General features: G+C 34.8%; 24 protein-coding genes. 8 read left to right on the forward strand and 16 right to left on the reverse strand.

The window, feature by feature from the left end:
* Positions 1-344: 344 nt before the first annotated feature.
* Genes RV04_RS04865 through RV04_RS04875 form a run of 3 tightly spaced genes read right to left on the reverse strand, consistent with a single transcriptional unit; the run spans position 345 to position 2,890 of the window.
* Positions 345-1,070, reverse strand: coding sequence for an ABC transporter permease subunit (locus tag RV04_RS04865; RefSeq protein WP_245791045.1), 726 nt, complete (start codon positions 1,068-1,070; stop codon positions 345-347).
* Entirely contained in the window at positions 1,071-1,976 is a 906-nt protein-coding gene (locus RV04_RS04870; RefSeq protein ID WP_071857344.1) for an ABC transporter ATP-binding protein, read from the reverse strand.
* Positions 1,973-2,890 carry an ABC transporter ATP-binding protein gene (locus RV04_RS04875; RefSeq protein ID WP_071857345.1) on the reverse strand — a complete coding sequence of 306 codons (918 nt, stop codon included), beginning with the start codon at positions 2,888-2,890 and terminating at the stop codon, positions 1,973-1,975. The genes RV04_RS04870 and RV04_RS04875 overlap by 4 nt, the downstream gene beginning before the upstream one ends.
* Before the next feature lie 212 nt (positions 2,891-3,102).
* Between RV04_RS04875 and RV04_RS04880 the strand changes: the two genes are divergently transcribed.
* Together RV04_RS04880 and RV04_RS04885 are read left to right on the forward strand one after the other, a co-directional pair.
* Entirely contained in the window at positions 3,103-3,774 is a 672-nt protein-coding gene (locus tag RV04_RS04880) for a response regulator transcription factor (RefSeq protein WP_071857346.1), read from the forward strand.
* Positions 3,713-4,801, forward strand: coding sequence for a sensor histidine kinase (locus RV04_RS04885; RefSeq protein WP_143139487.1), 1,089 nt, complete (start codon positions 3,713-3,715; stop codon positions 4,799-4,801). Before RV04_RS04880 ends, RV04_RS04885 begins: the two co-directional genes overlap by 62 nt.
* A gap of 277 nt (positions 4,802-5,078) precedes the next feature.
* Here RV04_RS04885 and RV04_RS04890 read toward each other — a convergent pair whose 3' ends face one another.
* Positions 5,079-5,978: an NAD(P)H-binding protein gene (locus RV04_RS04890; protein WP_071857348.1), complete on the reverse strand. Its 900-nt coding sequence runs from the start codon at positions 5,976-5,978 to the stop codon at positions 5,079-5,081.
* 119 nt (positions 5,979-6,097) lie between these two features.
* Between RV04_RS04890 and RV04_RS04895 the strand changes: the two genes are divergently transcribed.
* Positions 6,098-6,664, forward strand: coding sequence for a TetR/AcrR family transcriptional regulator (locus tag RV04_RS04895; protein WP_071857349.1), 567 nt, complete (start codon positions 6,098-6,100; stop codon positions 6,662-6,664).
* A gap of 178 nt (positions 6,665-6,842) precedes the next feature.
* Here RV04_RS04895 and RV04_RS04900 read toward each other — a convergent pair whose 3' ends face one another.
* Both RV04_RS04900 and RV04_RS04905 read right to left on the reverse strand, forming a co-directional pair.
* On the reverse strand, positions 6,843-7,817 hold the full coding sequence (locus tag RV04_RS04900; RefSeq protein WP_071857350.1) for a Gfo/Idh/MocA family protein: 975 nt from the start codon (positions 7,815-7,817) through the stop codon (positions 6,843-6,845).
* Positions 7,818-7,841: 24 nt separating this feature from the next.
* Entirely contained in the window at positions 7,842-8,861 is a 1,020-nt protein-coding gene (locus RV04_RS04905; RefSeq protein WP_071857351.1) for a Gfo/Idh/MocA family oxidoreductase, read from the reverse strand.
* Positions 8,862-9,081: 220 nt separating this feature from the next.
* Here RV04_RS04905 and RV04_RS04910 point away from each other — a divergent pair, with 220 nt between their 5' ends.
* The 3 genes from RV04_RS04910 to RV04_RS04920 all read left to right on the forward strand — a co-directional run bounded on the left by RV04_RS04910 (position 9,082) and on the right by RV04_RS04920 (position 12,362).
* The gene (locus RV04_RS04910) at positions 9,082-9,942 is read left to right on the forward strand and encodes a MurR/RpiR family transcriptional regulator (RefSeq protein WP_071857352.1); all 861 of its coding nucleotides are present in this window, start codon (positions 9,082-9,084) and stop codon (positions 9,940-9,942) included.
* Between the two features lie 252 nt (positions 9,943-10,194).
* Positions 10,195-11,820 carry a glycoside hydrolase family 13 protein gene (locus tag RV04_RS04915; protein ID WP_071857353.1) on the forward strand — a complete coding sequence of 542 codons (1,626 nt, stop codon included), beginning with the start codon at positions 10,195-10,197 and terminating at the stop codon, positions 11,818-11,820.
* A gap of 44 nt (positions 11,821-11,864) precedes the next feature.
* On the forward strand, positions 11,865-12,362 hold the full coding sequence (locus RV04_RS04920; RefSeq protein ID WP_071857354.1) for a GNAT family N-acetyltransferase: 498 nt from the start codon (positions 11,865-11,867) through the stop codon (positions 12,360-12,362).
* Positions 12,363-12,407: 45 nt separating this feature from the next.
* On the opposite strand, the gene RV04_RS04925 is transcribed toward RV04_RS04920, so the two are convergent.
* Positions 12,408-13,094 carry a DNA-directed RNA polymerase subunit omega gene (locus RV04_RS04925; RefSeq protein WP_071857355.1) on the reverse strand — a complete coding sequence of 229 codons (687 nt, stop codon included), beginning with the start codon at positions 13,092-13,094 and terminating at the stop codon, positions 12,408-12,410.
* Between the two features lie 346 nt (positions 13,095-13,440).
* Between RV04_RS04925 and RV04_RS04930 the strand changes: the two genes are divergently transcribed.
* Together RV04_RS04930 and RV04_RS04935 are read left to right on the forward strand one after the other, a co-directional pair.
* On the forward strand, positions 13,441-13,950 hold the full coding sequence (locus tag RV04_RS04930) for an LOG family protein (protein ID WP_071857356.1): 510 nt from the start codon (positions 13,441-13,443) through the stop codon (positions 13,948-13,950).
* Positions 13,951-14,388: a nucleoside 2-deoxyribosyltransferase gene (locus tag RV04_RS04935; protein ID WP_071857357.1), complete on the forward strand. Its 438-nt coding sequence runs from the start codon at positions 13,951-13,953 to the stop codon at positions 14,386-14,388.
* Between the two features lie 109 nt (positions 14,389-14,497).
* On the opposite strand, the gene RV04_RS04940 is transcribed toward RV04_RS04935, so the two are convergent.
* The 9 genes from RV04_RS04940 to RV04_RS04975 all read right to left on the reverse strand — a co-directional run bounded on the left by RV04_RS04940 (position 14,498) and on the right by RV04_RS04975 (position 23,939).
* Positions 14,498-15,157 (reverse strand): hypothetical protein, encoded by a 660-nt coding sequence (locus RV04_RS04940; protein WP_071857358.1) that lies wholly within the window; start codon positions 15,155-15,157, stop codon positions 14,498-14,500.
* 1 nt (position 15,158) lies between these two features.
* Entirely contained in the window at positions 15,159-15,662 is a 504-nt protein-coding gene (locus tag RV04_RS04945; protein WP_071857359.1) for a hypothetical protein, read from the reverse strand.
* A gap of 15 nt (positions 15,663-15,677) precedes the next feature.
* Positions 15,678-17,048, reverse strand: a complete 1,371-nt coding sequence (gene gad / locus RV04_RS04950) for a glutamate decarboxylase (RefSeq protein ID WP_071857360.1) — start codon at positions 17,046-17,048, stop codon at positions 15,678-15,680.
* An 18-nt stretch (positions 17,049-17,066) separates the two neighbouring features.
* Positions 17,067-18,056, reverse strand: coding sequence for a choloylglycine hydrolase family protein (locus RV04_RS04955; RefSeq protein WP_071857361.1), 990 nt, complete (start codon positions 18,054-18,056; stop codon positions 17,067-17,069).
* Between the two features lie 375 nt (positions 18,057-18,431).
* Positions 18,432-19,016 carry an HdeD family acid-resistance protein gene (locus RV04_RS04960; RefSeq protein WP_342741673.1) on the reverse strand — a complete coding sequence of 195 codons (585 nt, stop codon included), beginning with the start codon at positions 19,014-19,016 and terminating at the stop codon, positions 18,432-18,434.
* Entirely contained in the window at positions 18,985-19,467 is a 483-nt protein-coding gene (locus RV04_RS13490) for a YhgE/Pip family protein (protein WP_245791047.1), read from the reverse strand. Before RV04_RS13490 ends, RV04_RS04960 begins: the two co-directional genes overlap by 32 nt.
* A complete protein-coding gene (locus RV04_RS04965; protein WP_245791051.1) occupies positions 19,443-21,374 on the reverse strand; it encodes a YhgE/Pip domain-containing protein in 1,932 nt (643 codons plus the stop codon). Before RV04_RS04965 ends, RV04_RS13490 begins: the two co-directional genes overlap by 25 nt.
* 2 nt (positions 21,375-21,376) lie before the next feature.
* Positions 21,377-22,798, reverse strand: a complete 1,422-nt coding sequence (locus RV04_RS04970) for an amino acid permease (RefSeq protein WP_071857363.1) — start codon at positions 22,796-22,798, stop codon at positions 21,377-21,379.
* Positions 22,799-22,985: 187 nt separating this feature from the next.
* The gene (locus RV04_RS04975) at positions 22,986-23,939 is read right to left on the reverse strand and encodes an alpha/beta hydrolase (protein ID WP_071857364.1); all 954 of its coding nucleotides are present in this window, start codon (positions 23,937-23,939) and stop codon (positions 22,986-22,988) included.
* Positions 23,940-23,971: the final 32 nt, after the last annotated feature.

Below are 23,971 nucleotides of genomic sequence, written 5' to 3' on the forward strand. Positions count from 1 at the left end.
CACTCGATAGGTAGTCTTATGCTCGTTAGAAATAGCAACGTAATAACTAGACTAATCTATGATGTTACGTAAAAAAGAAAAAAATTTATTTGCTTGATATATAATGTAGCTCACGGCTAGTAATGTTAGTGTGATCAATTGGTTCACTCCCCCTGTTCTTCTTGTCTTTACACTAATTTATTCAAGTAACATTAGTGTAAACTTTGCTTTTTTTAGAGCTTCGTTAACTGAGGGTTACTGGGATAATTACAAAGCTTTTTTACTAAAAGCTAAAAAAAACACTTCCCAAAAGTTAAGCCATTCCTAACTTTTGAGTAGTGTTTAAGTGATTTATACATCCCATTTTAGAGAGGTAAATCTTTTTTTGTAAACCAAATTCCACCTACACTATATCCTATGATAGCAATTATTCCTAAAATGCTCAGTTGCGCAACCCATTGTCCTTTATCAGCAATGATATCCCCGATGTTATACAAAGACACAATCGTTAAATCTTTAAATACATCTAGCCCTGTTACTCCATAATTTGAAAATGAACCGATTAATGCTAATAGTAAAAAGGCTACAACAATCATTCCACCAGATCCAATAGAATATTTAGATAAATTGAAAATCCCTGAGGTCATAAAACAAATACTACTTAAAGCAAGTGCAACTAAAAGAGCTCCCAAGTTCATATAAACGATGGTATCTGTTGCAAAGGATGCCTGAGCCGAAAGTGTTTGATTACAAAGTAAAAAGTTAATCGTTAATAAAGAAAAGGTTACAAATAGAGAACCTGCTAGATAAATCAGTTGAGTGATCACCACTTTAGACCGCTTGATCGGTGTGGAAAGAATGTATGCCATAGAACCTCTATCAACTTGCCCAGCTAATAAATTATTTGTTGCTATGACAATATACAACGCACACATCATTAAACATAACATTCCATAATACATGGTCGGAACTAATTGTGACATTCCGTCCATTAATAGTAATTGAGCTAGAATGACATTCATAATAACTGTTACGATACCCCATAAGGATATATTTGCTTTGATTGATTGTTTAAGTAATGGAAAACTCATTTATAAAACCTCCAAGTTTAATTTTTCTTCAAAATAATCGTCTAAACCACGTTGATCAAATGTCATATTTTCAATCTCAACTTGTTTGATCTGATCAGTAAAAATGTTGAATTCTTTGTCCGTTATTTGTACTGTTAAAGTATTTTTTGAATCATCTCTGCTAAGAATGTTCACGTTTGTTTTAATAATTTTTTTAAAGTCAGTTCTTTTTTTCAATTTAATAGTTACTTTTTGGAACGTATTTATTGTTTGGATTTTACTTTGGTCAATGATATCTATCATTTTTCCATTTTGAATAAACGCTATTTTGTCACATGTTGGTTCTAACTCATTAAACATATGACTACTCATTACAATGGTTGTCCCTTTTTCTTTTGCATCTAAAACTAATTGAATAAATATGTCTCTCATTACAGGATCTAGACCGGTAGTTGGTTCATCTAGCAATAAAATATCAGGTTCAGACATAAAAGCATCGACAATCGCAGTTTTTTGCTTCATTCCTTTGCTCATCCTTTTTATATCTGCTGAGGTGTCTAATTTTAAATCTTGGATTAACCGGTTAATTTTAGTAGCATCCTTTAAGTGTAGTAGTTCTGATTGCATTTTTAAGAAAGTATTCCCAGATTTAGTATCCGGGAAAGCAATTTCTCCTGGGACATAACCTATATGTTTTTTTAATTCAGCTGGATTTTTCCATGCATCTTTTCCTAAAATAGATATATTCCCAGCTGTTGGTTTTAAAAAGCCCATCATCTGACGCAAAGTCGTGGTCTTTCCACTACCATTTACGCCGACAATCCCAAAGACTTCTCCTTTTTTTATTTCAAAATTAAAATCAAAAATCCCTTTTTGCTTTCCATAATCTTTTGTTAAATGTTCTACTTTTATTATTGGCGTTATCATTTTTCCAACCCCTTAAATAGTTTATCCGAACGATAAAAATCTAAAAAATATTCCTCCAGGTTAAAATGGATCTCTTTGAATTTTGTAATCTTAAATTGGCTTAGTTCTGAAAAAAGTTCATTTAATTTCTCTTTACGAGTACTTATTTCAAGTCCCATTCCAACTGGATTGAATTGAATATTTATTGAATGTAATTGTTTCTTTAACAAATTTAATTCTGTTTTGGAACTCACTTGCAACGCATATTTTTTTTCATCTTCATTTTTCAGTGTACTAGCATCTATTTCCGAAATTAATCGACCATCTTTTATAATAGCAATTCGATCACAAGTCGCTTCAATTTCAGGGAAAATGTGGCTAGAAAGAAGAATAGTTTTTCCCCTTTTTTTCTCTTCAATCATATATTGAACAAATTGTTCTTGCATTACTGGATCCAAACCACTTGTGGGCTCGTCTAAAATGAGAACCTCAGGATCATTCATAAAGGCAGTTACAATCGCAAGTTTTCGTTTGTTGCCTAAACTCATTTTTTTAGTACTTCCCTCAGGATCCAATTCAAATCGTTTTAGTAAGTAATTCAAATAATCGTCATTTTCTGATTTCCTCATTTTTTGCATCATTCTAATAAATTGCCAGCCCGTTAATCCTTCTGGAAGATTAATTTCGCCCGGTAAATAGCCGATATTTTCCATGATTTTTGCATAATTTTTACTTGCATCTAAACCTAAAATTTTACTACTTCCTTGGTCAGGTTGTGTGAACCCCATTAAATGACGTATGGTAGTTGTTTTACCAGCACCATTGGGTCCTAAAAAGCCAAAAACTTCTCCTTTTTTAACAGCAAAATTAACATTGAATATTCCACGACCATGCCCAAAATCTTTAGTAAGATTATTTATTTCAATAGCATTCATAAATAAGACTCCTTTTCTGTTTATCTTTTTGCTGAAATGAGAATAACTTTTATAAGTAAACTGTAAGTAAACAAAAAAATTTCTGAAAACAAATAAGGCTTTAATAGATTCTTCTTACTATAGAAGTCATGTTAAAATTATAAATATTAAACCCTTAATTTACTTTGAGTTTTCTTTTAACAAGTATTCTTATAAAAAAGGAGGAATTTTAAATGGCAACTATATTAATCGCGGAAGATGAAAAAAATATTCAACTATTAATTCAAGCGCAATTAAAAGCCTTTTATGAGATTATTGTGGCGAACGATGGCTTGGAAGCAATGGAGATAATTGAAACAACCCATATAGATTTATTGATCACAGATATAATGATGCCTCGTATGGATGGAATTGATTTGGTCACTGAAATTCGTCAATCTGGGTATAAAATGCCCATCATTATGTTGACGGCTAAACAAACTATTTCCGATAAAAGAACAGGATTCCATTCTGGAGCAGATGATTACTTAACAAAACCTGTCAATTATGAAGAGTTGATATTACGAGTCGAGGCCTTAATGCGCAGAGCCCATATTGAAGTAGCTCGTCAAATAAAAATTGGTGAAGTTATTTTGAATGAAGATACCTACATGATTAGTAAAAATAATTATGGGATTGAATTACCAAAAAAGGAATTTGCTTTACTATTTAAGCTTCTATCTTATCCAAATCAAATATTTACAAAAAACCAATTATTAGATGAGATTTGGGGGTTTGATTCTGAAAGCGGTGAAGATACCATAAAAACCCACATAAGTCGTATTAGGAAGAAGTGTGAAATTTTTGAAGAGTTTAAAATTAAAACGGTTAAAGGATTGGGCTATAAAGGTGAAATCTTGGTTTAAGAAAAAAAATAAGAAAAAAAACCCCTTTAGACTATGGGTCTTTTTTCAATCAACAATTATTTTTATTACGGTCAATATGGCCATACAATGGAATGCTTTTTTTCAAAATTATATTTTAAATAATAGAAAAAAATATTATCCTGAAAAGGAACTAGGTGCTAGTTATTTAATCATTATTGTATTAATTATTGTTTTCTACTTTGTATCAAAAAAATCATTTCAATATACCACAAAAATAACTGATGGAATAAATGATGTGGCCAATGGTGATTATACTGTAAAATTGGATGTTGCTGAAGGTGGCCCTTACAAGGATGTATTCAAAAATTTTAATAAAATGACTGATGAGTTGAATAGCGTAACTACCTTGAAAAGTGATTTTATTAATAACTTTTCTCATGAATTTAAAACACCTATTGCCTCAATACAAGGCTTTGCCGAGTTGCTACTAAAGACTGATATCCCAGAAGACGATAAAAATAACTATTTGAAAATCATCGCAAATGAGTCTGCTCGGCTAAGTGAATTATCCAATAATATTATGTTATTAACTTCTTTGGAATCTCAAGAAATTGTTGTTGAAATGCAGTCCTACGCCTTAGAAGAACAATTGAAACAGGTTATCATCCTTTTAATGCCTCAACTTACCCACAAAAATATTGCCATAAATGTAGATTTGGTTCCAATGGCATATTATGGAAATAAGTCCATGATGCAGCAATTATGGACAAATATTTTAACTAATTCAATTAAGTTTACACCTGAAAATGGCGCAATATCAGTTTCATCTAAAGTAGTGAGAGAAAAATATATTGTTTCTTTTAAAGATTCTGGTATTGGGATGGATGAAGAAACAAAAAACAAAATTTTTGATAAGTTTTATCAAAAACAAAAAAATTCAGAAGCTAAAGGCTTAGGACTGGGATTATCGATCGTGAAAAGAATTTTAGAGCTTATTGATGGAGAGGTTACTGTTTCAAGTAGTCCTGAAAAAGGGTCAACGTTCATTTTTTCTATTAAATGTTAAAGGTTTAGCTGATAATTTAAAAGTCTATAAGACATGTCATCTAAAACCTGCTCTACACTTTAATTATATTCAATATTTCCACAGATCAATCTTATATAAGGCATATGGTTCTTCCTGGTATTTCTTTATAAATAATACTTAAAAACCACTCGGGTGATTTTCCGAGTGGCCGATGAAAATACTTTTACTATTATAAGAAAAGACTTAGAAGAGATTTTCTAACTATCTGCTCGAAAGCAAGTCTACTTCCCCTTATAGTCGCTGATCAGTTCATACGCTAATTATTTTTTGAAGTTTGTGCTTTCTGAATATTAGCGAATACCTTTGCGAAGTCTTTATTTTTTACTTTTCCTAAAAAGTAGTTGGACTGGGTGATTTCTCCATATAATTTATCCGGAGTTTGTTGGAACCGTGCCATTTGGCCAAATCCTTTCGCAACAGTTTCAGGCAATCCAGCTTCCATAAAATTAGCAATTAAAGTATCTATAGTAATCTTAATGTACTTAACCGTAAGTCCGTTTTCAGCTAGTGCATCGATCCAATCTTGTCCAGTTGCCCAATCGCTAACTACATATTTCACCGAACTAACCGTCTGATTGGAATGAAGATTGAGTATTTCTTGAAATATACAGTCTGCAATATCAGCAGGATCGACCCACGCTCGTTTGGTATCACTAGCGATTGCTTCATAGATTGTATTTTCAGAATTAATTGTTTCTAATTCACTAAAATGATTCGTATAGAAACCCATTGGCCGTATATGAGTGATTGCAACTTCTTCTATTGCATTTAATGCATCTTCCATATAATGATATTGGTATAAAATACCAGCTTCTGGCGTTTGTGCCCCCACGGAACTTAGATTAATTACTTTCTTTACACCGGAATTTCGAATGGCTTGACTATAAATATCTGCTAGATCTAGCATAGAAGTCTCAGTCGGACTGTATGCTTTGCTTGAAATCATCAAATACACAACATCGCTTCCTTCAAAAGTTCGAGTCAAAAAATCTGAATCAGTATTGGTACCAAGAGCTGCCTTAGCCCCAAGAGCCAGAAGTGGTTTTACCCCTTCTTGTCTTGAAGTAATAACAGTAACATCATGACCTGCTTCAATTAATTGTGGAACTAAATTACGATTGATATTTCCTAAAGAACCTAAAAGTGTGATTTTCATTGTTTTTACCATCCTTATTTGATAGAATAATGTCTCAAAGTGACATTCAGGAGTTTACTACCATTTTTTTATACTGTCAACAAAAAATGTCTCAAAGTGACACCGAGGAGAATTCATCCATGAAAAGTAAAGAAAAATTGCAACTGGCTGCTAACAAATTATTTATTGAAAATGGCTATGAGAACACAACTATTGAGCAAATTGCCCAATTAGCAGGCGTGACAAAGCGAACATTCTATCGCCAATTTAAAGATAAGTCTGATGTATTATTTGATGCTGACAATAAATTAGGTAAATCTGTAGCAGCATATATCAAAGAACAGGATAATAGCAATTCTAATTATATCAGAACTGGGGTAGATGCCTTTATTGACCTTACAGCACCCATGTTTTCTGCTGAACGTGAGAGGATAATAACTAGATATCACATTATTCAAAATCATCCTGACTTATTAGAAAGAGAACTTTTAAAGATGTTCGAGTTGACTGAAACAATCAAAGACGCTCTAAAAAGTGCAGGTTTAGTCGATCAAAATGATTGTGATACTACAGCAGAACTGATTGTGTTGATCTTCAAACTAGCTTTTCAACGATTTGTGGACGAAGAGACAAAAAGCTTTGTGGAATGGCTAAATTACTTTTTTGATAAATGTAGCTTTTTAATCGATAAAGAAAAGACTATCTGAAATAGATCCATAGTTGCTTACTTTATAACAAAAATAGAGCCTCATTCGAGACTCTATTTTTGTTATTTATTTTTAATTTAATTTATCAAGCGCTCAAAATTTTTACTTTCTTTTAAGAGCTCTAGCTAGAAGAAAAGTTCATGGAAATAGCTTTTTTAACTATTGAACGCTTGTGGATTTAACCTAGTGATATCTTAGCATCCGCCAAAGCTGCCTCCACAATTTCCATTACGATTTTACTATGAGCTAATTGCTGTTTTACAAACTTTTGATCATTTTCTTGAATAACTCGATTAAATACCAGGAATTCTTCATACATACGATGAGTATGCTGGTTGTCGTTTATGGATTGCACTGCCCCTAATGATTCAATTGTAAAACTCTCCAATGTATTGGTTGGACCATTTATGATAATTGCTCCTTTTGTCCCTTGGATCGTTGAACGAATCGAAGCGGATGAATCCTTCGCACCGATACAAACAACTTTTTGTTCTCCATAATCTAGTACTAGCATACCTGACGTATCGATTTCACGTTCAACATTCGCATAATAATTTACTTTCAACGGTTTTCCTAACAGTCCTACGACCAAATGAATATTATAGATATTAATATCCATCAATGCTCCACCGCCCATTTTAGGATTGAAGGCCGGTAAAATCGTTCCTTCTTTGAAGGCATCATAACGTGAAGAGTACTGAGAATAGTTGCATTCAATAATTTTTAATTGACCAATAGTCTCTAATGCTGTTTTGATGCTCTTAAAATTTGGTAGATATTGATTGGTGATCGCTTCGATCAATACTAAATTTTTTTCTGACGCTAATTTTTCTAGTTCTAACAACTCAGCATTTTGTAACGTAAAAGGCTTTTCGCAAATAACATGTTTTCCATGTTCTAATGCTTTTTTGGCAAAACTAAAATGTAAGTGATTGGGCAATGCCACATAAACCGTATCGAATGCTTCACTTGCTAAACATTCTTCGATATCCGTATAAACTTGATCAATTGAAAATTGTGTTTGTAAAATTTCCATTTTTCCGATACTACGAACGGTCCCAAAAATTGCTTTGACTTCAATCTCCGGTATATCCTTAACGACCGGTAAAAAATCATGCACGATTTTCCCTGACCCTAAGATCGCTAATTTCATATTCATTCCCTCCTTCTTCAATCATTATTGAACGATTTGTTGAATTCCTTTTTCCAACATTTCAATTTGTAAAATGGTCTCTTCATCTTTAACGGACTTAGGTTTTCCATTGATCAATGTTTGGTAGATATCTTCATATACACGACTATAATCGCCGATTTCTGAAACAACTTTTTCTTCGTGGTAAATACCTTCATCATCGATATAGGTCAAAGTACCATAATGTTCAGGCAAGTCGATGCCAAAATCTTCATGCTCTGGTAAATAGAACATTTTTAAATGTTCTTCTTGCCGATCTTTTGTTTCTTTTACAAAGACACCTTTTTTACCATAAACAATAAAACTTGGACGTTCTTTCAAACGGAAATAACTCGATTTTACTGAAACCTTCATGCGACCATAAAATAAATCCAAGTCAAAATAATCATTCATCCGGTCATCACCTAAAAGCTGTCTTACTTCATAATGAACATCATCTGGTTCGCCAAAATAGGAGATGACTTGATCTAACGTATGACAAGCATGACCGTAGAGATAGCTTGTGCCAATCGAAAAAGACGTAACACTTGCTGGGACTTCTGGACGGAAATAGTCATAATGCATTTCCACTTCCAAAAGATCTCCTAATACACCACTTTCGATCACTTTTTGGACAGTCAAAAAATCAGAATCATAGCGGCGATTTTGATAGCATTGAACAAATAGACCTTTTTCATCAGCTAATCGAAATAACTCTTTGGCCTCTGCTGACGTCTCCGTAAATGGTTTTTCTATCAAAACATTCTTTCCATGTTCCAAAGCTTCTTTTCCTAATTCAAAATGTAACGGACTCGGTGTGGTAACAACAACCAGTTGAACCTCAGAATCATTATAAATATCATTGATATCTTTCGTATAATTGACAGTTGGTATTTTGTCCCAAGTAATCTTGCCACTTGGTGAATAGATCGTTTTTATTTTAATTTTATCTTTGAGTTTAGTTGAAAAAGGCAAATGATACCGATTTGTACTCTTGCCGTTCCCGATATAAGCGATAGTTAACATAACAGATTCCTCCAGTATTTTATTGCTGTCCTAAGTATACAAAAAGATACGTTAGAAAAAAGGAATCTAGAACAAACAGGTCGTTTTCTTCAATCATTCGATCGATCTCAACAAATTTTTGAACATTTGTACCAAAGTGATTCGCTTTGATTTTGTTTAACTTCTGGAATCAAGATATTTAAGGTATGATAACAATAGAATAATGATGAAAGGTGTGCCTATGTTATTAATTGATAAATTGAAAATCCAAGCAGACTTAACGACAACAGAAAAACGAATTGCGGAATATATTTTGAACCATTTATCGGCAATCCCTTCGATCAATGTGGATGAACTCGCTAAAAAGACCTATACTTCTCATTCTTCAGTAATCCGGTTAGCCAAAAAAATGGGCTACGAAGGATTTCGTGACTTTCGAGTGGCGATTTCAGCGGTTGCCCACAGTAATCTATACCGTGAAGATCAGGTTGATGCTAATTTTCCTTTTTTACCACAAGACTCAACGCAAGAAATAGCCAAAAAAATGGCTGACTTAGCAGTTGATACCGTTAAACGAACATATGCACAATTAGACCAAGACTCCCTAGCCGCTGCAGCTGCCCTACTTGCAAATGCCGAACGAATTTTTTTATTTGCCCAAGGCGATTCGCAAATCTGTGGTCGGAGTTTTCAAAATAAATTGGTCAAAATCAATAAATTTTTGATCGTCGCAGATGAATATTCTGATGAGGATTGGAATGCCGTTAATCTTACACAAAAAGATTGTGCATTATTTATTACTTATCGAGCTAGAGTTCCTCAATATGAACGGATTTTAAAACACTTTTTAAACGAAAATGTCCCTTCAGTCTTACTGACTGGAAATGCTCGTTCTAATTTAATTCCTTTAGCCCGACAAACGATCGCTTTTGCTCAAGATGAAATGGATTTTATAAAAGTCAGCACTTTCTCGTCACAAGTTGCTTTTGAATATATTTTAGATACTCTTTTCTCACTGATTTATGCAAAAAATTTCAATGAAAATATTCAAGATCTAAAAAAGAAAAATAGATGGATTGAACGGCGACTTTCCTCTGATTAGTAATTTGCCTTTTTGCATAACTAAAAAAAGGGTATCCCAAAAATAAAAGTTAATAAAATACGCCTTTCCTATACTTACCAACCAAGAATCGCTTCTTTGGACAGCACACTGATATTCAACTATTAGTACCAAAAACACATTGATTGGCGTTTTCGATACAGGGTGCGATAATATAGCTAAACTATCGACAGAAAAAATCCTATAGAATGAAATCCATAGGATGTATTCACTGTAGAAATTGAGGATTAAATCATGACAAAATGGTGGAAAAATGCTGTAGGCTATCAAATCTATCCACGAAGTTTTATGGATAGTAATAATGATGGTATTGGTGATATCAAAGGGATACAAAGTAAACTTCCTTATTTGAAAGAATTAGGAATAGATTTTATCTGGATAAACCCTATATACAAAAGTCCCAATATTGATAATGGTTATGATATCTCCGATTACAAATCAATAAATCCTGAATTTGGGACATTAGATGATTTGAAAGAGTTGTTGCATATTGCACATGAACACAATATTAAAATAATCATGGATTTAGTAATTAATCATACAAGTGATCAGCATCCTTGGTTTATTGAAGCAAAAAAATCCATTGATAACCCTTATCGAAATTTTTATTTATGGGCGGATGCAACGCCTGAAAAAATGCCCAACGACTGGCAAGGTTTTTTCGGAGGATCTACTTGGACCTATGACTCTAAAACAAAACAAGCCTATTTTCATATTTTTACTAAAGGACAGCCTGATTTAAATTGGAAAAACTCCGAAATGCGTACAAAAATATATCAAAGGATTAAATGGTGGCTCGATTTTGGGATCGATGGCTTTCGTCTGGATGCGATTAGCCATATCCAAAAAGAACCTTGGGATTTTAAGATAAAAACCGACCCATGGGCCCCTTTTTCTAATGTTTCAGGTATTGAACACTATATGACTGAGCTGAAAGATCTATTTCATCAATATAATATTATGACTGTCGGAGAAGCTAGTGGGGTCAAAAGTAAGCAGGCTGCTTTTTGGACAAACGAAGATAATGGGTATATCGACATGATATTTGAATTAGAACAGCTAAAACGTACTGGCGATTTAGGGAAGCAAACAGGCGATTTGTTAGCACTAAAAGAGGTGTTGTCCCGTTGGCAAGTTGGCTTAAAAAATTCAGGTTGGAATGCTCTGTATATAGAAAATCATGATAACCCTCGGAGTAATTCTATTTTTGGTAATGAGACTCCTGCATCCGCTACGGCCCTTGCCACGGCCTATATGTTATTAAAAGGAACGCCTTTTATTTATCAAGGCCGAGAAATCGGAATGACCAATTACCCATTTAGTTCGATTGACGAACTCAGAGCGACAGATTCACTAATGGCTTACCAAAATTGGTTAGATAAAGACTACACAAGTCTTGAATCACTTAAGCTAACTACAAATTGGGCTCGAGATCACGCAAGAACACCTATGCAATGGGGTGCTTCAGGTGCTTTTTCTAAAAGTATTCCCTGGATGAAGATTAATCCCAATGCGGATCAAATTAATGTAGAAAGTCAACAAAAGGATCCCTCTTCCACACTTAATTACTATAAGAAATTAATTAAGCTGAAAAAAGAGTTGTCTGTATTTACTGATGGCAACTACAAACTTGAATTACCAAAGCATCCGAAAGTCTGGGCATATACAAGAACTACCGCACAGGAGAAAGCAAAAATTTTGGTGAATTTAAGTGAGAAAGTTCAAGTAGTCACCCTTCCTAATCGATGGCTGCAAGCAGAATATAAAATTATTTTAACCAATTATCCCGAGCAGAAATTAACTAAAGTGATGACTTTACGCCCATTTGAGGCGATAGTTATTTCGAATTATATGCTATAGTAAATAAATCCTTCTTGGAAATTTTGATGAACCAGGTGACATTGATGAATTTTTCTTTTAGACGACCACTGATACAGGATTTAGAACAAATCATGGAAATTGAACGATCAGGCTTTTCACCCGCAGAAGCCGCTTCAAAAGAAGCCATGATCGAGCGTATCCAAGTGATCAACGATAGTTTTCTATTGGTCGTAAATGAAGACGATCAGCCCATTGGATATGCTGTTGGACCAGTGATTCCAGAGCGTTATCTCTACGATGAACTGTTTGAAAAAACTGTTCCTAATCCATCTACTGGCGGATACCAAACTATAACTATACTAAGTTTAGTTGTTGCTCCGGCTTATCAAAAATTGGGGATTGCTAGTACCTTGCTAACCGAATTAGCTCAACGTTCTCGTGAAGCGGAACGAATCGGGCTCACATTGACCTGTTTGAAGGAGCTGATCCCTTTTTATGAAAAAAATGGTTATCAAGTTGAAGGAATTTCAAGTTCTCAACACGCTGGAGAAATTTGGTATGATTTAGTTTTAGATTTATAAGAACAAAAAAGCCGATCGAACTTCACTTCGATCGGCTTTTTTGTCTTATTGATGTTGATCAACAATTTGTTGTGATTTATCAGCAGTATTTTTTACGTCTTCATTGGCTTTTTGCAATTTAGCGATATAGTCTCTCAGATCAGAATTTTCTTTTTCTGAATTTGCTAATTGTTGTTTTGTTGTATCCAATTGCGCCTGCAATGAACTTTTTTCATTGTTTACCGTATTGATTTGATTCGTTAAGCTATTTACAGCATCCTGTAGCGTATTGGCTTTACTTTGTGCTTCTTGCAATTTAGCATTCCATTCATTATTTTTCTGATTGATTTCTTGTGTTTTTTGTTCGATTTCTTTGATTTTATCATTGATTTCTTGTTGCTTTGATTGAATTTCTTGATCTTTACTATTTAGTTGTGATTCCAAACTGGTTTTTTCACTGTTCAATTGAGTGCCTTCAGTTTTCAATGCAGTAATTTGTTGTTGATACGTAGTGATACTTGTTTGAGTCGCAGTCAGTTGCGATTGAGCATTCGTTGATTTAGAATTCAACTCAGCGATTTGTTTTTCTTTATTTGTTAATGAGGTATTTAATTTGTCTAAATTATTATTGATCGTTGAGATATTTTCTTCACCACCCCAATTGATAATATTATCAGCATAATTTTTTCCAGCAAATCCAATGACAATCAGGAGCATCGGGATAGCGAGCAACAACATTTTTTTATTTTTCATTAGTAGGCGTTCTCCTTTTTTCAAACCAAAAGTTACTAGCGACGGTCCTTATCATAACTGAAATACATTCAATTTCCATTTATTTGTTTCTCGATTCACCAAAGATTTCTTATTTCCTCATTTTTATCATTTTAACTACATTTATTTTTCAGAAAATAAATGTAAATATTCAAAAATATAAATTTAATTAGACTTTTTTTATAATTAAAAATTCTAAGTTTTAAATAAACACTATATATTGTGTCTCTATTATTATTAACACAAAAAAAATACAATATATAGACTTTTTTATTTTTTCTTTCGCGCTATGATAAATGCTCAAAGAAAAATGATAGGTGGTAATTTTATGAAATTAGTTGTTTTTTGTGGTGCACGCTACGGAAAAGAGAAAAAATATACTAATTTAGCAACAGAAATTGGCGAATATATGGCTGAAAAAAGACTTGGTTTGGTCTATGGCGGATCATTTAGTGGCTTAATGGGTGCTGTAAGTACCGGAGTTCTTGCTAAAAATGGTCATGTAACTGGGATTTATCCGCGTGGCTTGTTTGATGATGAATTGCCTCGAGAAGAAGTTTCCGAATTTATTTATACCGAGACAATGGATGAGAGAAAACAATTATTGATCAATAAATCAGATGCTTATTTGATTTTACCCGGCGGCTTAGGAACATTAGAAGAACTATCTCAAGTTCTTTGTTCGATTTCCATTGGTTTGATTCCTAAAAAACCAATTGGAATTTTAGATATTGATGGCTTCTATAAGCCCTTAGTTGATTTTTTGATTCATGCGGCGGATGAAGAATTTATTGATCAAATCAGTACGCAATTAGCTGAAATGAAAGAGGTGGCCTAAATGAAAATTTATTTAGCTGGTCCATTCTTTTCCGCAGAACAAATCGAATTAATCGAAAAAGTAGAAACTGCTCTAAAAAATAATCCAACCGTTGATACTTTTCACTCTCCTCGCCTTGATCAAGCAGGTGAATTTGAAGAATTCACTCCTCAATGGGCCAAAGAAACTTATTTAAAAGATATGCATCATATAAAAACTGCTGATTGTTTGGTTGCTCTTTTAGATTATGACCATGGTATTACTGATCCTGGAATAGCTTATGAGATCGGAATAGCAACAATGTTACAAAAACCCGTGATTGGTTTGCTTACTATAGGTGATAGAGTCAATATCATGTTGACAGAATCGCTGCATGCTTTTACTAGGCAGGTTGAAGATTTACGTACCTATGATTTCATTAATCTGCCAAAATATTCTTATATCGGTGATTACATTTAATTAGTTTTTATTACTTGAATGACACCCTAGGAATCACCTCTAAAAAAAGAGTCGCATTAAACACTAAGTTTTAAAGCGACTCTTTTTATATCTAGATGATTCCTATTTTTTATTCTTCTGCTTCTAAAGGAAAATCAATTTTATACGTATGAGTTGTTTCATCATTTGAGTCTGTTTTGGCTCTAAATGTCACATCTATTGCTTTGATTTCTTTTAATTTTTGTTCGTCTTTAATCTTGAAGTGAATAAAGCCATCTTTATGTTTGTCCGTCGTTGAGAATTCATCATCAAAGATATCCATGAAGAAGTCTGCATCAACTTTCTTGCCATCACTTAATTCTACTTCCGCATGATCTGGCATAATGTATTTATCCGTCGTATCTTCAATATCTAATTTATAGTTCAATGATACTAATGTTTTATACGTATCGCCATCTTCATCTTTGAAATCTTTTACCGTTACTAATTTGGCATGATCCACGTCAAATTTGATTTTATCCCAATCTGAACTGCTGAATTGAGTATCATAGGATACGATATCTTTTACCTTAGGATTGATCCCATCAGTGACGATTTGTTTGAAATAACCGTCATTTTTTAATGTTTCTTCACCCACAGCTACATCATCACCTGAGCTGTCTGTGTAGACTGTTTCTGAACCTGTTTCACCTACGACTGTTCCAGCATCTTCTGTTTTTCCACATGCTCCTAATAATACGACCATTCCTAAAGTTGCTGCTGCTAATCCTAATTGTTTGTTTACTTTCATCTTAATTCTCCTCCATATATTCATTTGCGTGATCAATATCTTCTTTTACATCTTGATAATCAAAACGTTCAATACAGCCAGCTAATTCATTTACTAAAACACTATCAATCAATGTTTCATCGGATTCTTCCATATAAATAATCAATCCCGAAGCACCCGGTGCTAAATTTTGACTGACTGTATCAAAAATCGTTGTATTCTTTTTGGTTTTTACATAGTTTGTCCCAACACCTGCTAAATCACCAATGATCCAGCCGGATAAAACACCTAATGGTCCACCTAGAATTCCTACGATCATTCCGATCAAACCACCAGTAGCTACTCGATTCCCACTTTGGAAATCCAAGCTGTCTTTAATCGTCACTTCAGAATTTGATTGATTCTTTTCAATCACCGCCGCTTGTTTGACTTTCATCGTGTTACAGTTATTTAACGTTTTTAATTTAGAAAGTGCTTCATAAGCTGTTGCATTTTCTTTATACGTAATCAAAGCTAAAGTCTTCATCTTCTTTATTCCTCCTTAGTGGGTAAACCCTTGAGTATGTGGTCCTTCGTTAGCATGCATTGAAACATTGGCTTTATTTAACTCTGTGATTGAGGCATTTAAATCGCGAATCAACGCATCTGCCATATTCATTCCAAAGTCGCCGCGACAAACGAATCGCTGAATCACTACCTCATCTAAATCTTCTGGTAATGGATATGCCGGAACTTGCCAGCCTTTCATTTGCAAACGATCAGCTAAATCATATAAATTCCAAGCAATGTCTGGATTTTCTTTTAATTTATAGCAGACGATTGGAATATTTGCGCCATTGTTGTAAATTTCGAATAAATCAGTATCTTCAACGGCTTGAGCGACTTTCATAGCAACTTTTTGAGTCCGTAAATGGATTTCTTTATATCCATCAAATCCAAAACGGTAGAAGTTGTAATATTGGCCTAATATTTGGCTGGCACTGCGAGAGAAATTGATTGCCATCGTCGGCATGCTTCCACCAAGATAACTAACATTAAAAATTAATTCTTCTGGCAAATATTTACGGTCTCTCCAGACGATCCAGCCGATACCTGGATAAACCAATCCGTATTTGTGCCCTGAAGTATTGATCGAAACCACATTTTTCAAACGGAAATCCCATTCTAAATCTGGGAAAACAAATGGTGCGAACATAGCACCGCTGGCACCATCGACATGGATGCCTAGTTCACGACCAGTTTGTTGGTTGTAGGCTTCAACTTTTGCATCTAATGCTTTGATATCATCATATTTACCAGTGTAGGTAATTCCTAGAATCCCAACGATACCGATTGTATAATCATCGACATAATCCATTACTTTATCGATGTTGATACTCATGTGTTGTTCATCCATCGGAACGGTACGCATTTCGATATCCCAGTAGACACAGAATTTTTCCCAGCATACTTGATAGCCAGATGAAATAACTAAGTTAGGTTTTTGATTGATGACATCAACCCCACGTTTACGAGCTTCTTCACGCCATCTGAATTTCATCGCCATTCCGCCTAGCATACATGCTTCACTAGAGCCAACAGTTGAAGTCCCGATTTTTTTATCCTCATCTGGAGCATTCCACAAATCAGCAATGATATTGACACATGATTCTTCAATTTCTGCGGTGCTTGGATACTCTGATTTATCAATTGCATTTTTTTCAAATGTCTCTGACATTAATTTAGTGGCTTCTGGTTCCATATAAGTTTGGCAAAATGTTGCCATATTTTGTCGTGCATCGCCTTCATCGATCAATTGGTCTTTGATCAAACGATATGCTAATTCAGGTTCGACTGACTCCTGATTCAATTTTTTTAAAATGACATTTCCTTCTGCTTGTTTAGATCCAAATAATGGAATATTGTTATTCATAATAATTTCCTCCTAAGTTTAGTTTGCTTTTTTATATACAGGCGTTCTATCTACAGAAAAGATTTTTACATCTGTTTGATTCAATAATTCTTCGGTCATTGAGACCTTTGTGATCCCGTTACTGGCATAGTCTTTGTAGTAAAGTGTCTGACTTTCATTACACATGATGCTGATAAATTGGGAGTAATCTTCTTCTCCTGTTTGCTTAACCACAATTCCTTTGGGAATACTAACGGTTTCTAAAATGTTCAAAGCATTCATTACACCTTCATCTTCATTAGCTGCCTCATCAATTTTTTCTTTGAAGAAAGCCGCACGGACAAAACGTTCAGGTGGTGTATATCCTCCCGGAAGTCCAGATGTTCCAGTGCCTTGTGAGAAAGCTTGCGCTTCATAATCTCCGAATTCCACTGGAGCAAATTGCATTGGTTGCACGTTTAGATAATTTCGTAAGTTTTGAATATGCCATTCCAAAGTCGGTGTATTCGTCATTACGTTCACCGGATTTTCTTTAAAATGAAGCGTCGTTTCTGTTGGCTCAATCACTACTGATCGACCATTTGCATCCGTAATGATCCAGTGCAAAGGTGTAATGAATCCTAGTTCAGGGACGGGTTGATTGACTAAATTAATTGTTTCTAACTGCTTTTTTAACTCATCTAAAGAATGAACATTTCCAAGGATCCACATGATAAATTCATGCGGGCGAAAATTCAGCTTTGCTGGATCGATCTCTTTTTGATAAACAACTTCACCGGGAAGATAAAGTTCAGCTACTGAAATCCCGGCTTCATTCACTCCATCACTCACAAAGTAGTTGTCTTCTAATTGTTCTCCAGTACCGAGAAATCCTAAACTATTTTGCCAACTTTTATGATCACTGTCTGAGCTCCATGTATGATTTCTAGGTATATATAGTGGTGAAGCTCCTAGTGGGTATGAAAAATCCATTGTTCGTGCTAAAAGATGTTTGTTGTCTTTAGTTGCTATGAAAATACTTGTACACATTGGCCATTTCTCCTCTTTTCTCTACCTTACAAGAACTATTCTAGTGGATAATGACTAGACAAAATGTTTAGATGTTGTCGTTTTTTTCGTCATTTTTCAGTCCGTGATAAGTTCTTTAAATAACTATTTTTTATTGACAGAAATTTTTAAAAATAAAACAATAGCAAGTATAAACAGCTCTTAAAAATTACCAACTAGAACAACTAGCTCTAAAAGTAATGTTTAATTTGTTTTATCTCTTTCTTACAAGAACTATTCTATTAGAAAAATATTGGGTAAATTGGATAGATCTTGTCGTTTTCACCGCCAAAAATATGTTTTAAATAACTGATTCAGATAAAAAAAGAAACCAATAAAATGGTTTCTTTTTTTTATCTATTTAACTGAATGTAAATCTTCTCGGTTGATGACACCGCCAATCAATTTGGTGAAACCAAATAGCAGGAAGTAATTGCCAATCAGTGATGGGATATTGATAATCAATGATTCTCCGCCGACAAGTAACAGCAAACCGATCATACAGCCCACCAAGTCAACGATCAATGAAATGTAATAGTACGGCATTGCGATCAGTTTCGCTAAATCTAACATGAAGAAAGAGATGACGGAATCACAGATGAACCAAACACCAAACAGAATTGCTAAACTAGTGACATCCAGCGTCGTATTCACCACAAGAATCAGTCCAATCAAAATATCAACGAATCCAATGATCAATGCGGAATACTGATTACGTTGTGTTCGCAATGCGATTTTTTTGCGATTCATTAATTCAAAGAAGCCTTTGATCAATGAAAATATTCCGACTAGCTGAACCGATTGGATAATAGTCCTTTCTGTATACCTCATTGCCAATACCGCCATGATCAAATAAATGAGCCCTGTCAAAAGCTGTAGAAACCGATATGACTTAAAAAACTGTTTAGCATTATTCATGTTTCTTTTCCTCGCTTTCCGCATTCTCTTTTTTAATATTCGCTTGAATCTGTGATGATAAACGGGATTGATCATCTACTTCTAAAGCCAATAATTCTTGATTATCATTCAATAATGAGACATCTCTTAAATGATGTTTTTGCAAATAATCCATTGATAGACGTAATAGTGTTAAGAAGACAATGATCAGTACGATCATAACGGTGAAACTTTTTGTTACTAGTGCGTTGCTGATACCACCTGCAATTGCATTTCTAAAAGCATACAATGAATATGACATCGGTAAGAACGGATGGATGATTTGGAAGAATTTCCCTTGTGTTTGAATTGGGAACGTTCCTGCTGCGCCACCTAATTGCAATACGAGTAAAATCATTGCGACAAACCGTCCAGGATTATCAAAAGTCATTGCTAAAAACATAACGATCGACATATAACACCAAGCAGTTACTAAGGCGGTGATATAAAGCGCCAAGCTTTACTAGACTGACCATCCATAGAAGACTTTCTAACTGGATAGACGAAGTTAAATAGCATACAACCAACAAACAATGCTAATGATAAAATGTATGGTGCTAATGCTTCCCCATAATTATTCACTTTAGTGTAACGATCATTTTTTAAACTAGTTGGATTCGTAAATTGATTGATTGTTTTATGAGTAATTTTTATACTTTCAGCTTTATCGACACCAGAATCTAACCCGCTAGCTAATTCTGCAGCACCTTGTTTTAATTTAGTGACACCGGAAACTAATTCTGGTGATTTTCCATTTAATTCATTCAATCCATTTTCTAGTTGAACCGAACCAGAATTCAATTGACTGACACCGCTACTTAGGGTCGGAATCTTAGCTTCTAATTCACCTAGCCCATTGGTTAATTGGGTACTGCCTGAAGCTAATTGTTGTACTGCTGAAAGTGCAGTTGGGATATCATTCGACGCCGTTCTAAGTGTTGCGCTCAGTTGATTGAGTTGTGTAACAACCGTCTGTGCATCGATTGACGTAGGAACAAGTCCGACTGCTGCCTCAATTTGTTGACTGCCTTTTTCTACTTCATCAAAAGTTGTTTGGATATTTTTAGTATTCTTTGCCATACTACTAGTAACATTACTTACTTCATTTGCTTGCTGAGCAAGTGTCGCTGTAAGTTGGGATAAGGCGGTCAAATTATTATTGACATCTTTCACTTTGTTATCGATTGACTGTTCGGCCGTTGCTAGATTGCTATCAACTACATGATTGATGTTTTGAATCAATGCCGATTTTGAAGCCTCAGATAATTCTTCATTTCCTTGAATCAAACTATTGATTTGACTATTGATTGTATTGTTCACCGACCCAATTTCACCGGTTAAAGTTTGCAATTTTGCTGATATTTCTTGATTTTGTTTTTCTAATTGCGAGGCATCAACTGAAGCTTGATTCAATTCCTCAGAATTTGTGACTAACTCACTAAGTTGTGCTTGTGCTGCTTTGATTTGGCTACTTAGTTGTGTCCGAACCTCCGGATTCAAATTATTCTCAAAATTTTGTAACGACGTAGCCATTGATTGAGCAGCATCGGATAATGTTGCCATTCCACCATCGATTTCCGAAATTTTCGTTTTATTGGTATCTACGACTTTTTCAATACTATTTAACGCCGTACTCAATTTTTCTGAACCTGCATCTAACTGGGCGACACCACTAGATAATGGACCCACACCAGCGGCTAATTCTGCGGTACCTGCGGCAAGTTTTGCTGAACCACTATCCGCTTCAGAAACACCGTTTGTGTATTGACCAATACCGGTTGCTAATTGATTGGTTCCTGAAGACAGTTGATTAGAACCATCCGCTGCTTGTTCTAGCGAACCGATCATTTTACTTGCCTCACCATCTACGGCACTGACATAGGCTTTCACTACTTGATCGCGAACTTTCATTTCTAACTCATTCGCAGCAACTTCAGAAATTTCTTTTCCTATATAATTGTACGAACCGTTAGTTGTATAAGTGATCTCCATTTTTTTAGGATCATTATTCATCACACTTGCTGCTGAAGCCGAGAAGTCTTTTGGTAAAGTGACTATGGTGTAGTAATCCATATCCTTCATCCCTTTTTCAGCTTGTTTCTTACTAACAAAATGCCAATCTAGATCATGATTTTTTTTCAAATTATCAATTACCTGTTCACCAACATTTACTTTTTGACCCATCATCTCGACATTTTCATCCTCATTGACTACAGCCACCGGTAAATCTTTGATTCCGCCATAAGGGTTCCATAAGGATTTATCAAAAACAGAGGTATAAATAATTGGGATAAATGTGATTGCTATGACTGATATCAAGAGAATTTTATTCTTTAAAAGATTTTTGAACTCATTTTTTACCATTTTCAAGCTTGTTCACCACTTTCAATTATTGCACTCTTTTTTTTCGGACGAGCATAAAAATGATAGAAGACAAATGGAATTGCTAAAGTCACAATAAATCCTGCTAATAAACTGATTAAGTAAAGATGACTTTCGCTACTTGGGACCGTTGAAGGTACAATAAAGGCTGTACATACTGCCGCAATAGAAATCAGTAACCCGACTCCCGCTACAATCCCTTTGACCAAATTTCCACCGGGAATCTGAAACTCCCGTGCTAACGTTTTATGTTTACGTAAGATAACAAAGTATGAAACAAAGAATAAAATATAGGCACTTAAGTAAATCAATACTGTTAATGAAATCGCTGTTTGAAAACCAACATTCCCACCTGAACCGCTAGAACCAAAAGTTAATAATGCGGCCCAAATAGTGACGATAACACCCTGGATCATTAAGATTCTTACCGGAACATCATTCGCATTTTTTTCAGCTAATTTTTTTGGTAATAAATTTTTAGTAGCTGCAAATTGTAGCCCTTCAGTTGGACTGACGATCCATGAACTAACTTGAGCTAAAATTCCAAAGGATGTTAGGAAACCAATCATTTTAACAAAGAAACTGACATGTCCTGGTGAGATCAATTTTGTTGCGGTATCCATCACTCCTTCATTTGAAGAAATATCGCCTGTTAAGACCATTGAAACAACACTTCCGCCGATCGTACTCATCACGATCCCGACAATTACTAAAAGCATCAATAATTTGGGATAGTTTTTCTTGCCATCTTCTAAATCAGAAAAATGAGTAGCCGAGGCTTCAACTCCCATGTAGGCTAAAACAAAGGATGTCAATGAACCAATCGTTGCTTTTGTTGGCCAAAATGATGAGTGGGTGAAATGTGGTGAGATGGAATGTCCACTCATAAAGTACTTGATCGAACAACCAAACAATACTAAGACTGGAAGTATGATCCCAATGCTGAAACCATATTTAGCTAACTTAGCAGTTGTTTCTGTTCCTCTTAATTGTAAAAAGGTCAAGATCCAAAATATTCCCACGACGGATAAGAATTTAAATACAGGATCATTATTCATTGCCGGTATCTCTAGTGCGTAAGAAAGGGTTCCAACAATGAAGTAAATCATCGTAACAAAACCAACTGTGACTTGAAACCACTGAAAGAACAATGCAGCGAAGCCATATTTTTCACCTAATGGCTTTCCTACCCAACTGTAGATTCCTCCTTCTTGGTATCCCTCAATGGTCGCTAGTTCTGCGGAACAAAGAGAGACTGGAAGAAACCAACCCAACCCACATAGCAACAGATAAAATATCAAAGACTTTCCTACAACTGCAAATGTTGGATACTCATAAACAGTAATAAATAGCGATGCTGTCATTGCAAAAAAAGCAAACTTAGACATAGTATGTTGTTTTTTCATTTTTTTATTTTCCTTTCGTTTCTTAAGTTAACCCTAGTTTACCTTCGATGGGACCAATAAAAATCGCAATTGTTGTCGGAAAAAAGGACAAAACTATCCATTTATTTCGCTATTAAAATTTTTTTACCTCGCCCATTTAATAACAACAAAAAAAGACCCGATCAGTGATCGAGTCTTTTAAAAATAACTATTTACTATTTTGCTGTTTTAACCATTCACTTGATAAGGTCATTGCTCCACGAGCAGCATTCGTTTGATCTAAGGCATTGATCATCACAAAATCGTGGATAACACCTTGAAAACGAGCTTGTGTAACTTCCACGCCTGCTGCTCTTAATTTTCGAGCATAAGCCTCGCCCTCATCTCTTAAGACATCTGCTTCCGCATTAATGATCAAAGTAGGAGGCAATTCTTTTAATTCTTCTAATGATGCTCGTAAGGGGGATGCTGTAATTTCTGCTCGTTGTTCTTCGCTTGTTGTATATTGATTCCAGAACCATTCCATGCCTTCTTTAGTAAGATAATAATTTTCTTCAAACTGTCGGTAGGATTCTGTATCAAAATTAGCATCTGTCACCGGATAGTATAAAAGTTGCTGTTTAATCGGTAATCCGTTACGTTGTTTCGTTAAGATCGTCATAACAGTCGCCATATTCCCCCCAACAGAGTCGCCAGCCACTGTTAAACGAGTCAAATCGAATGATTGTTCTTTTAACACTTCTGGCAGTTGCTGTAAAATCGCATAATTCTGTTCGATTGCAGTTGGATATTTCGCTTCTGGTGATAAACTGTATTCAGGAAAAACAATGATTGAATTTGTTCGAACTGCTAATTCTCGAATCAATTTATCATGTGTTTTTGCACTACCAAACACCCAACCAGCACCATGAATATAAAAAATAACTGGTAGTTTGCCTGTGCTATTTTTAGGACGTAGTACTCGGACATTGATCTCACCCCAAGAGCCTGTATTCAATAGGTGATCTGTAAATTCGACCTCGGCCTTTTCTACGTCTGATGACTGGACTTTTTCTAGTAAAGCTCGACCTTTTTCGGGTGGTACTTCATAAATTCGCGGATGTCTTGCATTTTCCTCACTAAAATCAATCGCTGCTTTTTCCAATGAAATACGTTCGGTCATTCTTATCTCCTCCATATCAAAATCATAAATAT

This window comes from Enterococcus hermanniensis, assembly GCF_001885945.1.
Taxonomy (GTDB): Bacteria; Bacillota; Bacilli; order Lactobacillales; family Enterococcaceae; genus Enterococcus_A; species Enterococcus_A hermanniensis.

Coding starts and splice junctions, on each gene's coding strand:
- RV04_RS04865 (WP_245791045.1), bottom strand. CDS start 1,070: ATGAGTTTTCCATTACTTAAACAATCAATCAAAGCAAATATATCCTTA.
- RV04_RS04870 (WP_071857344.1), bottom strand. CDS start 1,976: ATGATAACGCCAATAATAAAAGTAGAACATTTAACAAAAGATTATGGA.
- RV04_RS04875 (WP_071857345.1), bottom strand. CDS start 2,890: ATGAATGCTATTGAAATAAATAATCTTACTAAAGATTTTGGGCATGGT.
- RV04_RS04880 (WP_071857346.1), top strand. CDS start 3,103: ATGGCAACTATATTAATCGCGGAAGATGAAAAAAATATTCAACTATTA.
- RV04_RS04890 (WP_071857348.1), bottom strand. CDS start 5,978: ATGAAAATCACACTTTTAGGTTCTTTAGGAAATATCAATCGTAATTTA.
- RV04_RS04895 (WP_071857349.1), top strand. CDS start 6,098: ATGAAAAGTAAAGAAAAATTGCAACTGGCTGCTAACAAATTATTTATT.
- RV04_RS04900 (WP_071857350.1), bottom strand. CDS start 7,817: ATGAAATTAGCGATCTTAGGGTCAGGGAAAATCGTGCATGATTTTTTA.
- RV04_RS04905 (WP_071857351.1), bottom strand. CDS start 8,861: ATGTTAACTATCGCTTATATCGGGAACGGCAAGAGTACAAATCGGTAT.
- RV04_RS04910 (WP_071857352.1), top strand. CDS start 9,082: ATGTTATTAATTGATAAATTGAAAATCCAAGCAGACTTAACGACAACA.
- RV04_RS04915 (WP_071857353.1), top strand. CDS start 10,195: ATGACAAAATGGTGGAAAAATGCTGTAGGCTATCAAATCTATCCACGA.
- RV04_RS04920 (WP_071857354.1), top strand. CDS start 11,865: ATGAATTTTTCTTTTAGACGACCACTGATACAGGATTTAGAACAAATC.
- RV04_RS04925 (WP_071857355.1), bottom strand. CDS start 13,094: ATGAAAAATAAAAAAATGTTGTTGCTCGCTATCCCGATGCTCCTGATT.
- RV04_RS04930 (WP_071857356.1), top strand. CDS start 13,441: ATGAAATTAGTTGTTTTTTGTGGTGCACGCTACGGAAAAGAGAAAAAA.
- RV04_RS04935 (WP_071857357.1), top strand. CDS start 13,951: ATGAAAATTTATTTAGCTGGTCCATTCTTTTCCGCAGAACAAATCGAA.
- RV04_RS04940 (WP_071857358.1), bottom strand. CDS start 15,157: ATGAAAGTAAACAAACAATTAGGATTAGCAGCAGCAACTTTAGGAATG.
- RV04_RS04945 (WP_071857359.1), bottom strand. CDS start 15,662: ATGAAGACTTTAGCTTTGATTACGTATAAAGAAAATGCAACAGCTTAT.
- gad (WP_071857360.1), bottom strand. CDS start 17,048: ATGAATAACAATATTCCATTATTTGGATCTAAACAAGCAGAAGGAAAT.
- RV04_RS04955 (WP_071857361.1), bottom strand. CDS start 18,056: ATGTGTACAAGTATTTTCATAGCAACTAAAGACAACAAACATCTTTTA.
- RV04_RS04960 (WP_342741673.1), bottom strand. CDS start 19,016: ATGCGGAAAGCGAGGAAAAGAAACATGAATAATGCTAAACAGTTTTTT.
- RV04_RS04965 (WP_245791051.1), bottom strand. CDS start 21,374: ATGGTAAAAAATGAGTTCAAAAATCTTTTAAAGAATAAAATTCTCTTG.
- RV04_RS04970 (WP_071857363.1), bottom strand. CDS start 22,798: ATGAAAAAACAACATACTATGTCTAAGTTTGCTTTTTTTGCAATGACA.
- RV04_RS04975 (WP_071857364.1), bottom strand. CDS start 23,939: ATGACCGAACGTATTTCATTGGAAAAAGCAGCGATTGATTTTAGTGAG.